The 13,973-nt window shown below is 71.6% G+C and carries 8 protein-coding genes; 4 read left to right on the forward strand and 4 right to left on the reverse strand.

Features of this window, described 5'->3' with window-relative positions; all coding sequences use genetic code 11:
* Window positions 1-16 precede the first annotated feature (16 nt).
* A complete protein-coding gene (locus tag OEB96_RS23375; protein ID WP_266218916.1) occupies window positions 17-3,070 on the forward strand; it encodes a serine/threonine-protein kinase in 3,054 nt (1,017 codons plus the stop codon).
* The gene (locus OEB96_RS23380) at window positions 3,057-4,418 is read left to right on the forward strand and encodes a hypothetical protein (RefSeq protein WP_266218917.1); all 1,362 of its coding nucleotides are present in this window, start codon (window positions 3,057-3,059) and stop codon (window positions 4,416-4,418) included. The genes OEB96_RS23375 and OEB96_RS23380 overlap by 14 nt, the downstream gene beginning before the upstream one ends.
* Window positions 4,419-4,509: 91 nt before the next feature.
* On the opposite strand, the gene OEB96_RS23385 is transcribed toward OEB96_RS23380, so the two are convergent.
* From OEB96_RS23385 to OEB96_RS23400, 4 genes are all read right to left on the reverse strand, one after another.
* Window positions 4,510-6,099: a hypothetical protein gene (locus tag OEB96_RS23385; protein WP_266218918.1), complete on the reverse strand. Its 1,590-nt coding sequence runs from the start codon at window positions 6,097-6,099 to the stop codon at window positions 4,510-4,512.
* A gap of 320 nt (window positions 6,100-6,419) precedes the next feature.
* On the reverse strand, window positions 6,420-7,013 hold the full coding sequence (locus OEB96_RS23390) for a hypothetical protein (protein ID WP_266218919.1): 594 nt from the start codon (window positions 7,011-7,013) through the stop codon (window positions 6,420-6,422).
* Between the two features lie 66 nt (window positions 7,014-7,079).
* Window positions 7,080-7,715 carry an RNA polymerase sigma factor gene (locus OEB96_RS23395; RefSeq protein ID WP_266218920.1) on the reverse strand — a complete coding sequence of 212 codons (636 nt, stop codon included), beginning with the start codon at window positions 7,713-7,715 and terminating at the stop codon, window positions 7,080-7,082.
* Between the two features lie 64 nt (window positions 7,716-7,779).
* A complete protein-coding gene (locus tag OEB96_RS23400; RefSeq protein ID WP_266218921.1) occupies window positions 7,780-12,003 on the reverse strand; it encodes an FG-GAP-like repeat-containing protein in 4,224 nt (1,407 codons plus the stop codon).
* On the opposite strand from OEB96_RS23400, the gene OEB96_RS23405 reads away from it, so the two are divergent.
* Both OEB96_RS23405 and OEB96_RS23410 read left to right on the forward strand, forming a co-directional pair.
* A complete protein-coding gene (locus OEB96_RS23405) occupies window positions 12,002-13,111 on the forward strand; it encodes an NAD(P)/FAD-dependent oxidoreductase (RefSeq protein WP_266218922.1) in 1,110 nt (369 codons plus the stop codon). The two genes, OEB96_RS23400 and OEB96_RS23405, sit on opposite strands and share 2 nt — an antisense overlap.
* Window positions 13,112-13,237: 126 nt before the next feature.
* Entirely contained in the window at window positions 13,238-13,972 is a 735-nt protein-coding gene (locus tag OEB96_RS23410) for a hypothetical protein (protein ID WP_266218923.1), read from the forward strand.
* The last annotated feature ends 1 nt before the right edge of the window (window position 13,973 follow it).

The raw sequence follows: 13,973 nt of genomic DNA on the forward strand, positions 1-13,973 counted from the left end.
GTACCATCCCATGGCCGTGGACGAGCGCTCAGCCGACCGCAGCCGCCAAGGCGGCGATTCCGAGGGCTCGGAGTCGGGCGACTGGCGCCTGCGGGGCCTGCTGGAAGATCTGGGCCGAAGCTCCGCGAGGGGCCCGCAGTACGGCTGGGACATGCAGAAGGTCGTCGCCAGGACCCTCGGTGATCCCGACCCGACGCCCCGGATCGGCCGCTTCGTGGTGACCGGGGAGCTGGGCCGCGGCAACATGGGTGCGGTCGTCGCGGCCCACGACGAGCAGCTCGGTCGCACCGTGGCCATCAAGCTGATGACCGCCAGGGGCGCGCAGGGCAGCGAGCGCTTCGAACGCGAGGCCCGAGCCATGGCCCGGCTCTCGCACCCCAACGTCGTGCAGGTCCACGACGTGGGCTGGTGCGACGGCACCATGTACATCGCCATGGAGCACGTGCAGGGCCAGACCCTGCGCGAGTGGACCGCGAAGGGACGGCCGTGGGCGCAGGTGCTGCGGGCCTTCGTCGAGGCGGGTCAGGGACTGGCCGCCGCCCACGCGCAGCGCATCGTGCACCGCGACTTCAAGCCCGACAACGTGATGGTGGGCGACGACGGTCGCGTACGCGTGCTGGACTTCGGGCTCGCGCGCGCGGTGACCACCACGGACGACGACGGTGGAGACTCGGGCACCATGGATGAAGCGGGGACGGAGCGATCCGGCCGCGCGTGTGGTCTCGAGCGGGTCACCGCGGCCGGAACTCGGCTGGGATCACCCGCCTACATGGCGCCCGAGCAGCTCGAGGGACGAGAGGTCACGCCCGCCTCGGATCAGTGGGCCTTTTGCGTGGCCCTCTACGAGGGGTTGTTCGGCGTGCGCCCGTTCGTGCCGTCGGACGAGCGCGCGCTGGCGGGGGACGCCGCGGATGCGATCCTGCGGGAGATCATCGCCGGGCGAAGGCAGCCCCCCACGCGCGGACACGAAGTACCGCGGCGGGTGCTCGCGGCCGTCGTGCGCGGGCTGGAGCTCGAGGCGGACGCTCGCTGGCCGTCGATGGACGCCCTCCTCGACGAGCTTCGGGCCGTGTTCCGCGGCAAGCGGCTGCGCCTGGTGGGCGCTGGCGCGCTGCTGGGGCTCGTGCCGGCCGTGGTGGCGGCGGCGTGGATGCTCCGCGGGTCCGAGCCGGAGCCCTGCGCGGGGTTGGAGGCACGAGCCCGCGGGGTGCTGCCCGGGATCTGGGACGACGAGCGCAAGGCGATGATCGAGCGCGCATTCGAGGACACCGGCGTGGCATATGCCCGGCAGAGCTGGTCGGCGATCGAGGATGCCCTCGACGGCTGGGTCACGACGCTCGGCCGGGCGCAGCACGAGGCCTGCCTGGCGCATCGCGTGCGTGGCGAGCAGTCGGCGGAGGCCATGGATCTACGAATGGCGTGCCTCGAGCGGCAGCAAGCCCAGCTCGCAGCGCTTTGGGAGGTGCTGGTCTCGGCCGATGCGGCGGTGGTCGAGCGAGCGCCGCGGGCGATGCTGGGGCTGCCCGAGGTCGAGGCCTGCGAGGACGTGGAGCGGCTGCGCGCCGAGGTCCGGCCCCCCGCGGACGAGGTGGCCGAGCAGGTGGAGCTGGCGCGAGCGCAGGTCGAGCAGGCGCGTGCGCTGCTGCGGCTGGGGCGATATCACGAGGGGCTGGTGGCAGCGCGGCGCGCCCTGGAGGCGGCCGAGCGTTCCGGGTACCGCCCGGTGGCCTCGGAGGCGCGAGCGGTGCTGGGCGAGCTCGAGATCGTCGGCGGTGCGCATGCCGAGGGCGTGGCGAGCCTGGAGCGAGCGGCTCGCGATGGGGTGCGAGATCGGCACGATGCACTGGCGGCCGAGAGCTGGTCGAGGTTGGCTCGGTACGCCGGGGGCGACCTGTCCGATCCGGACGCCGGTCGGCGTTGGTGGCTCGACGCGCAGATGCTCTACGAGCGGGTGGGACTCGCCGAGCTCGAAGAGGTCGCGTGGATCCGGCTGCAGACGGGCGCCAAGCTCGACTCGCTCGCCGGTGATCTGGCTCGGGCCGAGGACCAGCTCGAGCGTGCGGTGGAGCTCGCGCGCCGGGCCGAGGGCTCGCGGAGCCAGCTGCGGCTGGCGGAGACGCTCGACGAGCTCGCGATCGTGCTGCGAGACCGCGGACGCCACACCGAAGCCGTGGAGCGCTCCGCGGAGGCGCTCGAGCTCAATCGCGCCCTGCTCGGCCCAGACCACCCCGTGACCGCGCGCACCGAGTACAACATCGCATCGGCCCTGCGAGACGTGGGCCGCTTCGACGAGGCTCGAGCGCACTACGAGCGCGCGCTGCAGGCTCTGGCGGCGGCCGGCCTGGCTCGCTCGCTCGACGCAGGTCGCGCCCACGTGGGCCTGGCCGGGCTCGCGCACGACCAGGGGCGGCTGGCCGACGCCATCGAGCATGCACGCCGAGCCGAGCAGATCCTCCCGCGGGATCATCCCGAGCATGCCGCGGCGCTCGAGGCCCTGGGCGTGCTTCACTTCAGCGTCGGCGAGCTCGAGGCCTCAGTTGCCGCGTACGAGCGGGCCATCGCCCTCTACGAGCGCGCCTACGGACCCGAGCACGGCGTGCTCGCCCTGACCGTGTCCAACCTCGGTGAGAGCCTGGTGGCACTGGGTCGATTCGAGCACGCGCTGCCGCTGTTCGAGCGCGCCGATCGCATGATCGTGCGGGACCAGGGCGAGGACGAGCCCGACCGGCTCTATCCGCTCAAGGGCCGGGGACTGGCGCTGCTGGGATTGGGCCAGCGAGGGCCGGCTGCCGTGGCGCTGCGGCGAGCCTGGCAGCTCAGCTCGCCGAGCGTGCCCACCGAGCGCGGCGAGATCGCCGTGGGGCTCGCGCTCGCGCTCGAAGGTGACGACGAGACCGAGGCTCGGGCGCTGGCCAGGGAAGCGCGACGGCTGCTGTCCGACGAAGCGGGTGTGCAGAGGATGAAGGGGCTGCGACGAGCGCTGGGTGCGATCGCCGAGCCCTTCGACGAGATCCAGGGAACGAACGGTCCCGCGAGGGACGACGAGGAGCGAGACGATGGAGGATCGTAGCATCGAGAGCGCGGGAACGAAGCGACATGCCGCGTGGACCCTGGGATTGATGTGGGTGCTGGTGCTCGGAGCGTCGTGTGACGACGAATCCAAGGGCGATGCGGAGGCCGCCCCCTGTGACGCGCTCGAGTCCTGCAAGGGGATCGAGGGGCACTGCTTCGTGCTCGAGCCCGGCGGGGGGACGGAGCTCGATGCGGCGCAGCGCGGGTTCAGGGGTGCGACGGGCAAGGTCGTGGGCGATCTGAGGATTCGGCAGCCCGACGGCACCAACCCGTTCCCCTACTTCGAGGGCCCGGAAGGCGTCGGGTTCGATCTCGATGCCAGCAAGACGACCGGGGTGTTCGAGTACGACGAGACCACGACGGGCGAGCTCCAGATCAAGGCATGCGTTGGTCTCGCCTCGACGACGAAGTGGGGCTGGTGCTCGCTCGACGACGAGGGCAACCTCGTCGAGAAGTCCCATGACTCCGACGACTGTCGCGACAGCGAGAAGGTCACCAGCACCCTGAGCTTCCCTGCGCTCGACGACGACGGGACGACCTATCGCCTGCGCATCTGGGGGGTCGGCAACGCAAACGGGAACGGCATCGCGATCGCGGGCGATCCGAAGATCAGGGCCAAGGGGGCCAGTCCCAACCCCACGCCCTCGTTTCCCCCGCCGATCCCCGTGTGCCCGGAGGAGTACGACTACTACGAGGGCTGCCTGGCGGGGCAGTATGAAGAGTCCAGGTGTCCGGTCGACGTGCAGGACTCGAAGATCGACTACCAGGTGGAGCGAGTGCCTCCCAAGCCCAACGTGAGTTCGCCGTTCTGGGTGTACTACGACGCAGGACACGAGGCAGAGGACGATGGCAGCGAGAGCGTCACGGCCGCCGAGGACCTCCGCTCCCGAACGGCCCAGTCTCCCTCCGTCTTCGGCGATCCGCTCCAGCTCAATCCCCTCACCGCCAAGTTCGTCCTGTCCGACTCGGATGCCGGTGGGCGGGACACGGCATTCATCTACGTGAGCACCCTTGCCAACTACGACAATCGCATCACCGCGGTCCATCTCCTGCCCTCGGGGACCACCTGGAAGAGCGTCACGTACCGGAACACCAGCGATCCCGACGACTACACGAACCTCTACGATTCCATGGCGAGATTCCTCAATTGCCTCAGCGGCGTGTCGCCCCTGGCCGCCCCACACGTGCAGGTCGCAGCCACCGACCGAGACGGCCAGCCCGCGACGGTCTCCGCATGGTTTCCCTACCCTCCCAGCCTCGACGACTCGAACTATCACACGTGCGCAACCCAGTCGAAGACGAGCGATGGCTTCGATGTGTTCTGCAGTGGCGGAAGCTGCTCATGAGCATGGTCGGCGTCCCTCGGTGCCACGCGACGTCGCAGGCGCGACGGAACGTGGCGTGGGGCCACCTCGTGGCACGCGCGTCGTCATGCGCTCAGTCGTCGAGCGCCCCCGCCTCGATCCATACCCGCAGCTGCGCCACCAGCTCGTCGTCGAGCAGCTTGGGCGCGTTCTTGGGCATGTGCGAGACCACCACGCCGCTCGCCACGGTGGGCTCGCAGTCGGCCAGGAGATGGTAGAGCCAGCTGTTGTCCGGGTTGCCGGGATCCACCAGCGGCATGCCGGCCGGGGTCACCAGCGCGTGACCCAGCAGCTCCGCGTGTAGATCGGCCGCCGTCAGATCGAGCCCCGCCGCGCCGAGCGGACCGGGGCACGACGAGAAGCTGCAGCCCGGCGCGAAGATCGTCTCCCTCAGGCTGCCGAGCGTGGCCGGGGCATCCGGCTCCGCGCTCGGATCGGCATCGTGGCACGGCGGGATCGGAGGCAGGCCCTGATCGGCGGGATCGATCGGCGGAAGGTAGAGCGGCGCGAGGATCTCCGGCTCCGTGGGCATCCCCTGCTCCGGGGCCTTGGGCAGCGCCAGGCCGATGCAAACCCCCTCGTACATGTGGATGCCGTCCACCACGTCGACGAGGTGGTTGCCCAGGTCGACCGAGGCTCCGATCACGTAGTCGGTCTCCACCAGCGCCAGCATCACGCACATCTCGCCGTCGCCGTTGCCCCACTCCACCGCGTTGGAGGTCCAGTTGTCGTAGCCGCAGGTCATCCGCAGACCCGTGGCGCCCGGCAGATCGAGCGGCGGATCGAACGTCATGCCGCTGGCGTCGGCGTCGAAGCCCTCGATCGAGAAGATCGACTGCCCGTCGAGCTCGCCGCCCACCACGGTCACGTCGAAGTGGTTCCCCAGGTAGTGATAGTGCGGCAGGATGTAGTGCACCCGCAGCCACAGCGGATCACCCGCCGACGTGATCGCATACGGAGTCGCCAGATTGCAGTCGGCGGTCACGCGCGACTCGGTCATCGGCGGCAGGTGCAGATCGTGGTACTGCATCGACACCGGGCTCACCACCGCGGTCACGTCGGCCGGGTGCAGCGGCTCGAGGCTGATCCACAGCCCAGACTCCTGCGCCCGCGGCGAGGCATTGAGCGTGTGCAGGCCCGCGACGATCTTGGCGCGCTCGGGGAGCTTGAGCACCGCCCCCGGCGCCAGTCGCTGCTCCTCCACGTAGCTCTGGGTGGACTGGGCGAACAGCACGGTGCCCTTGGTGGCCGCGTCGAGCTCGTTGAAGCCGCGCTCGTCGCAGGGCCAGTAGCCATCGGGGCCCGGGTACACGTCCTCGGGTACGACGAACCAGTTGCTGTGATGAAAGCCGCCCTCGTTGCTCGCCAGCACCGCCTGCGCGTACACGGGCCGCGCGTTGCCGACCGTCCACGACACGCAGCGGGAGGCATCGTCGTCCCAGGCCGGCATCGCGAGCGGGCCGAAGGCGTGGGTGATCCAGAAGCGCTCGTCGTCGGGCTCGTCGGGAGGAAGGTCGCCCGTGGAGGGCCCGGCGGTGTCGTCGACCACCTGCCCCGTGGAGGTGGTGCCGTCCGCCTCGCCCGTGCTGGTGCCGTCGGCGGACGACGCGGGGGCGGGCGCTCGCTGGCAGCTCAGCAGCACGGCGGCCGCACCGATCATCATTCCAGCCCTCGATCCATGCACGATCACGGCATCCACCTCCAATGCCCCCGGCGTCGATCCGTGCGACGACCGCGGTGGTCCTTCGATGATAGCGTTCTCGAGATCACGCTCCATCGCTCGGGCGCGAACCGGCGCGAGAACGACGTCTTGGTCGCCACGATGGAGATGCGTGGCCCGACCCGCGGCAGCGTCGGGGCCGCCACCCACGGGGTGCCACGACCAAGCTCGGCCCACCTTCCACCCGTACACGGAAAGTCGAGCACGAGGTGGGACATCATGTAGACTTCTTCGGTGCGCTCTAACGCTTGGCGTGCGGCCGCTCATTCGTCGGTGGCAGGACCGGTGTTGGGCGGGACGGGAGTGTCGGACCTGCACTCGCCGGCCACTGTCACGAGGCGCCTGAACCAGGCATCGAGTTCTACCCGCCACGGATCGGGGTCCGCGTACCGCACGGTGCCGGCATTGGTCGCGTAGCCGACGGTGTAGTCGTAGCCCGACAGGTCGCCGTCCGGGCGGGTAATCGGCGGCGGCGGCGATTCCAGCGTGGCATCCTGCGCCAGCCGTCGCAGCCAGGGGTCGACGTCCTCGGGCGCGAGCACGGCGGTACAGGTCTGCACGGTGTCTTGCGCACCGTCCGACCAAGTGTGCTCCCTGGTCAACGTGCGATCGGCGTGAATCTCGACGCTCCAGAATTCCCCCTCGTCGGCGGCGGGGTTGCTGACGTCGAGCAGGATCTGCGGATACGGTTGCGATGGGCCTGGCTCGGGTGGCTGCGAGTCGGAGCTGGGCGCTTGCCCGCCCGCCGCCGGGGCCCGAGCCGGCGACTTGGGGGTGGCACAGGACGTGATGACCACGGCCGAGACGAGCAATCGCGCCGAGACCCGGGAGTCACGCAGGTAGAGAGCACCGAACATTGCCACATGCTATCGCAGCCCGACGCGGAGAGCTGCGAATGCCCGAGCGTGAGGCCGCGCTCGCGGCTACCCGTCCTCGCTCGCCGAGCGCTCGCCCAGCTTCTCGCGCAGCGCCATCGCCCACCGATCCAGATCTCCCGCCGTCGACTCGCGCAGCGCCTGCGGCACCGCCTCGGCGTGCTCGATCTGCTCCCGCACCAGCCGACGCGCGCGGTGCAGCCGGCTCTTGACCGTACCCGGGGGGATCCCCACCACCACCGCGATGTCCTCCACCCGCATCTCTTCCCAATAGTGCAGCTCCACCGCGATCTGCAGATCCACCGGAATGTGCCGCAGTGCGTGCAGCACCAGCCGCTGCTCGTCCTTGCCCGCCACCTCCAGCGAGGGCGAGCCCAGCACGTCGGCCACCGAGGTCTCGAGCTCCACCACCGGCTTGTCCTTGCGCGCGTGCTTGCGCAGGTGCATCAGCAGCTGCGTCCGCGCGATCGCCAGCAGGTAGGTCTTGAAGCTCGCCTCCCCACGAAAGCGGTGCACCCCGTCGGCGCACGCGAGCATCGTCTGCTGCACGAGATCCTCCACCCCGTGACCGACCTTGGAGCGGAAGAACCGAAACAGCGTGCGAAAGTGCCGACGCAGCAGCCGCGATCCCGCGTCGTTGTCCCCCGCCCGCCAGGCCTGCAGCAGCTGCACGTCGTCTTGCACGCGATCGCCACGGTACCAACGCCCGGGCCCATCGGCCATCACCACCGCCCATCACCACCGCCCATCACCACCGCCCATCACGGCGCTTGGGCCCGTCCTCCAGGCAGAACAGGTGGCGATCGTGCCCGGCCACGAACACCTCCGCGCGCCCGTCCCCGTCCACGTCGGCCACCACCGGCGAGGCCTCGACCTCCTCGCGACCGGTCTGGAACCGCCACCGCAGCGCGCCATCTCGCGCGTCCACCACGTGCAGCGATCCGTCCTCGAAGCCCGCCACCACCTCGGCCGCCCCGTCGCCGTCGAGATCCGCCACCACCGGCGAGCCGGCCGCCGCAGGCTGCAGCCCGTCGACGTCGCGAAAGCCATACTCCCAGCGCACCCCACCGTCGCCGGACAGGCCCACGATCCCCCGCGAGGCGCTCGACAGCAGCACCTCGGGCCGGCCATCGCCGTCCACGTCGAGCACCTCCGGTCGCGCACGCCGGGTCGCCACCCCGGGCCAGCGCGCGTGCTCCCGACCGTCGCGTCCCCGCAGCACCACCAGCGGGTCGTCGTCCATGTGCGGCGTGACGAGGAGCTCCGGCGCCCCGTCGCCATCGAGATCGGCCACCGTCGGCTGGAAGTTGAGCCGCCCACCGGTCTGCGTGGCCCAGCGCTCCTGACCCGTCGACGACAGGCAGATCACGCGACCATCGAGCGAGGCCACCACCACCTCGGCCTCCCCGTCGCCGTCCACGTCGCCCACCCAGGGCGCTCCAAAGGCCCCCAGCGGGCCGAGTGCGGCCGACCAGCGCAGCGCGAGCGACTCGCCGTCGAGCACGTGCACCTGCCCTGGATCCTCCCAGGTCGCCACCACCACCTCGGGTCGTCCGTCGCCGTCCACGTCGCCCACGGTGGGGCTGGCGTAGGCCTCGCCGGACTCGAACCGCCCCACGAGCGCGGCATCGGAGCCGCGAAAGCGACGGACGCCGCCCGAGCCCATCGCCAGCAGATCGAAGCCGCGGCCCCGGGGCAGCAGCGCCGGCGGGCGGATCACGATCGGCGTGTCCCCCGGCGCGCTCGAGGCCCGAAGCTCCCCCGTGCGCGCATCGACCAGCTCGAGCCGATTGGCATCATCGAGCGGGCCGAACAGCGCCAGCTCGAGGGCTCCATCGCCGTCGAGGTCGGCCACCACCGGCGTGGCCCGGATCGCATCGAGCGGGCGTCGGTCCCAGCGCACCTTGGGCCCCACCACCACGGCGGGACCGCGCGCTTCCATCAACAGATCCACGAACCCATCGCGGTTGGCGTCACGACTGGCTTCGATCGCGCTGACCGGAATCCGCAGCGGCACCGCCCCCAGCGGGCGGGCGTCCAGGTCGAACGCGCGCAGCACTCCATCGCGGGTGCCGAGCACGAGATCGTCGCGCCCGTCGCCGTCCCAGTCGGCCACCACCACCGGTGAGCTGCCGCCAGCCTCGAGCTCGCCACGCGCATGCACGGCACCAGAGGCCGCATCGAGCAGCTCGAGCGCGTGCACGCCGTCCATCGCCGAGACCGTGGCCACCAGCGGCCGCGGTCGCGCGCGCAGCAACCATGCCGCCGCGCCACCGGGGCCTCCGGTGCCGTACGGTCGGGTCCAGCGGACCTCGCCACCGCGACCGGACAACAGCCCCATCGTCCCGGACCCATCCCCGCCGCGCCTCCCCGTCAGCAGCACATCGTCGGCACCATCGCCATCCACGTCGACCAGCGCCTCGGACGACACCACGGCCAGCCCATCGAGCGGATGCCGCCAGCGCTCGCGACCGTCGACCCCGCCCAGCGCCACCAACGACCACCGGCCGGCATCCTCCGCACCGGCCTCGCCCTCGCTCACCGGCACCAGCAGATCCTGGCCGGGAACCTCGTCGATGCGAGCCGTGCCCACCCAGCCGTGGGCCTGCTCCTGGGCCCGCGAGAGCGCCTTCACCCGCTCGGGGTCGGGCTGCAGCGGCCCCTCGTCGCCAGCGACCACCGGCAGCGGCGTCGACCAGCGCAGCGTTCCTTCGGCCGACAGCCCATGCACTCCGTGCAAGCCCACCACACCGAGCGCCGGCGCGGACCCGTCGGCGGACCCTTCCAGCGTCACCACCGTGAGCGGCTGATCATCGGCCATCGCCCACGACCAGCGCTGCGAGCCCTCGCGACCATGCAGCGCCACCACCTCGCCAGGTCGCAGCCCCGCCACCACCACCGTTGCCTCGCCGCCCTCCGCCGCCGGCAGACACACCACCTCGCCCAGCCCCAGCCCCAACCCCGGCTCCGTCCGGCCCGCCCACGACTCATCGATCGCCACCCGCGGCTCGGGACGGCGCGAGCGCGAGGCACCATCGAAGATCCGAAGTCCCGCCGACGCCTCGTCCTGGTGCAGCGCAATCACGTCGCGCACCCCGTCGCCATCCACGTCGCACAGCCGATAGCGAGCGCTCGGCGACAGCGCCACCCGCCACAGCTCGCGATCGTTCCAGGGGTCGTAGGCGGTCAGCAGCAAGAAGCGCCGCTGCACCAGATCGTCGAGGCCGTCACCGTTGGCATCGCCCAGCCACCGCGCCTCGAGCCCCGCCCCCGACGCCGGCCGCGACCACCAAAGCGCCTTGCGCAGCGACACGAACCCGCGGCGGGTCTCCCCCGCCCGCACCGTCCACTGCAGGCGCTCGTCCACGTAGCCCTCGTGCCGCAGCAGCAGCTCGTGCACGCCCGTGTCGACGGCCAGCCCCTGCAGGCGCGAGCCATAGTCGACCCCGTCCACCAGCACGTGCCCCCCCGAGGGCTCGAGCTCGAGCTCGAACGTGCCCTGCTCGTGGCGCAGCTCCACCGCGAACTCGTGCACGCCTCCCCGCTGCACGTCGACCACCGCCTCGGTCGGCTCGTGGTCGGGCGCCGTCACCCGCACGCGGTGCAGACCCACCGCCACCTCGCCCCGTCCGTTCGTCAGCACCTGGTCGTCCACGGTCACCGAGGCACCGGGCACCGGCTGGCCGCCCGACACCGCGCTCACCATCACCTGGCCGGGACGCGTGGCCACGTAGGCCGCATAGGCCAGCGCCGCCACGCCCACCGGCACCGCGGCCCGCGTCACGAAGCGACGCACGCGACGCGCCGGATCGGCTCGCAGCGCCCGCAGCAGCTCGTGCATGCTCCCGTGACGCTGCGCGGGATCGGTCTGCAGCCCCCGCAGCACCACCCGCTGCACCCAGGCCGGCACGCGCGTATCATCGGGAACCGGCCGCGGTCGACCGGCGCTCTTGGAGACGAGCAGCTCGTCCACATCGCGCCCCTCGAACGCATGCCGCCCGTAGAGCGCCCGGTAGAGCGACGCACAGAACGCGAACTGATCCGCCTTTCGATCGGCCGCCTCACCACGGTGCTGCTCGGGCGCCATGTAGGCGGGCGTGCCGAGCAGCATGCCGGTTCGCGTGAGGCGATCGAGCGCCTCGGAGACCTCGAACGAGCCGTTCCCCGTGGACGTCGGCGAGCCCGGCTCCCACGAGCCCGGCTCGAACGAGCCCTCGCTCGCCCCGTAGGTCAGCGCCAGCCCGAAGTCCACCACCTTCACCGAGCCGTCGTCGCCCACGAGCACGTTGCTCGGCTTGAAGTCGCGGTGCACCACGCCCGCCGCGTGCGCGGCCGCGAGCCCCTCGCCGGCCGCGAGGAACCGCTCCACGATCTCGCGCCAGCCGGGGCGCTCGCGCTCGAGCCAGGCGCCGAGGTCGTGGCCCTCGACCAGCTCCATCACGATGAACACGCCCGCGCCCGTCCCCTGGGCGCCGCCTGGCTCGAGCCCCTCGCACGCCCCCGGCTCGAGCGATCCAGCCGAGTACGTACCCACGTCGTACACCGCGATCACGTTGGGGTGCGACAGGCGGGCGATCGACTGCGCCTCGCGAACGAAGCGCGCCCTGGCCCGGGCCACCGCGTCGGCCTCGCGCCACCCCGACCGGAGCACCTTGATCGCCACGCGGCGGGCGAGCTCGGGATCATAGCCGTCGTAGACCACCCCCGCCCCGCCCGACCCCAGCGGCCGCAGCAGCAGGTAGCGCGACAGTCGAACCGGGTCCCGCACCCGCGAGAACAGCCGCGCCTCGATCTGGGCCAGCGCCTGCCGCTCCTCGAGAACGTCCCACTCGTCCGCCCCGTCGAGGGCCCCATCGATGGCATGTCCGAGGCTGTCGACCGTCTGCACGGTCGCCTCGGGATCCGGCGTGGGTCGATCCACCGGCACGGCGTCGCGCCCACCGTTGTACCACGCGGCTATGCTCCACCGCATGACCACCAAGATCGACGCGCTCGTGGTGGGCGCCGGGGTCATCGGCCTGGCCATCGCGCGGGCGCTCGCCCTCGCCGGCCGCGAGGTCGTGGTGATCGAGCGCGAGGGCGCCCCGGGCCAGCACACCTCCTCGCGCAACAGCGAGGTGCTCCACGCCGGGCTCTACTACCCCCCCGGCAGCCTCAAGGCGCGCCTGTGCGTGGAGGGCCGCCGCGCGCTGGTGCGCTACTGCGAGGCGCGGGGCGTGGCGCATCGCGTGCTCGGCAAGCTGGTCGTGGCCACCACCGAGGCCGAGCGACCCGCCCTGCGTCGGCTCCATGCCCAGGCCCAGCACAACGGCGTGGTCGACCTTCGCCCGCTGTCCGGCCCCGACGTCCGCGCGCTCGAGCCCGCGGTGCGGGCGGTCGAGGGCCTGTGGTCTCCGTCCACCGGCATCGTCGACGCGCACGCGCTCATGCGCGCGCTGTGGGCCGATGCCGAGCAGGCCGGAGCCATGCTCGCGCTGCACACCACGCTCGTGCGGGCTCGCGTGGAAGACGACGGCCTGCGCGTGTGGGCCGGTGACACAGAGCTGAAGTGCCAGCGCTTGATCAACGCCGCCGGCCTGCTCGCGCCGAAGGTCGCCCGCACCATCGAGGGCTCGCCCCTCGAGCGCGTGCCCCGGTCGTACCTGCTCAAGGGCAGCTACTTCGCGCTGACCGGCCCCGCCCCGTTCTCCCACCTGGTCTATCCCATGCCCGACGCCACCACGCTCGGGATCCACGTCACCCTCGATCTTGCGGGTCGCGTGCGCCTGGGTCCCGATCGACAGTGGGTCGATCGCATCGACTACACCGTCGATCCCGAGCGCGCGCCGGCCTTTGCCCGTGCCGTGTCGCGCTACTACCCCGCGCTCGACCCCGCCGCCCTGCAGCCCGACACGGCCGGGATCCGCCCCAAGCTCCACGGCCCGCCGGGTCCACCCCCCGGCACCACGCCCGACTTCGTCATCGAAGGCCCCGCCGAGCATGGCGTGCCCGGCCTGTGCCATCTCTACGGCATCGAGAGCCCGGGTCTCACCGCCTGCCTCGCGATCGCCGACGAGGTCCTGCGACGCCTCGGCGCCTGAGCGCGAGCACCCGATCGGCTCGCTCACGCGCCCGTCTCCACGCTCGCCATCCAGCGCACGAGCCCGGCCGAAACCGCGCAGTCGAGCCTCGAACCGCGAGAATGCGCTAGGATCCCCTCGCCTCGGATGTCGGACCAACCGCGAAACCACTGGGGAGTGCTGCTTGCCGTCGTTGCGGCAGCCGACGGCGTGCTGGGCTACCTCGCGGCGACCACCCAGGACACCAACCTCCAGGCCATCCTGGCGATCGGGGCCATCGCCATGCTGCTGGTGTGCCTGTGGGTCGTGGTCAAGCTCGGCCAGCCCCGGCGCACCAGTGACGACCCCTCCCCGATGCCCGGGCCCGTCGACCCCGGCCCGTCGCTCGAGATCAAGTACGACCTCTACATCAGCACCCCCATGGATGGGCTCGCCCAGCCGGCCTACGATCAGCACCGCGAGCAGATCCGCAGCCTCATCGAGATGCTGGAGGCCGGCCGGATCACGCGCATCGCCTGTCGCATCAAGGAAGTCGCTCACGGGGCGACCCAACCCACCGACGTCGCGCTCGAACGCAACCTCCGCAGCATCCGCCAGAGCCGGGTCCTGGTGCTGGTCATGCCCAACCGCCGCAGCAGCAGCGCCCTGGTCGAGGTGGGTGCCGCGCTCGCGATGGGCAAGGTGGTGTTCGCGTTCGTCGCCAGCCGGCTCGACAACCTGCCGTTCCTCATCCGCAGCAGCCACCACCAGCCCAACGGCGCAGCCGGGCCCATCAACCTCAAGACCTATACCTACGGGTCGATGGACGACATCTCGCGCCACATCCTCGACAACCGGCACCTGATCTTCGGTCAGCCCACGCTCCCACCGTCGGCCGGGTAGG

The sequence above is a fragment of the Paraliomyxa miuraensis genome (assembly GCF_026337845.1).
In the GTDB taxonomy this organism is placed as follows: Bacteria; Myxococcota_A; Polyangia; order Nannocystales; family Nannocystaceae; genus Paraliomyxa; species Paraliomyxa miuraensis.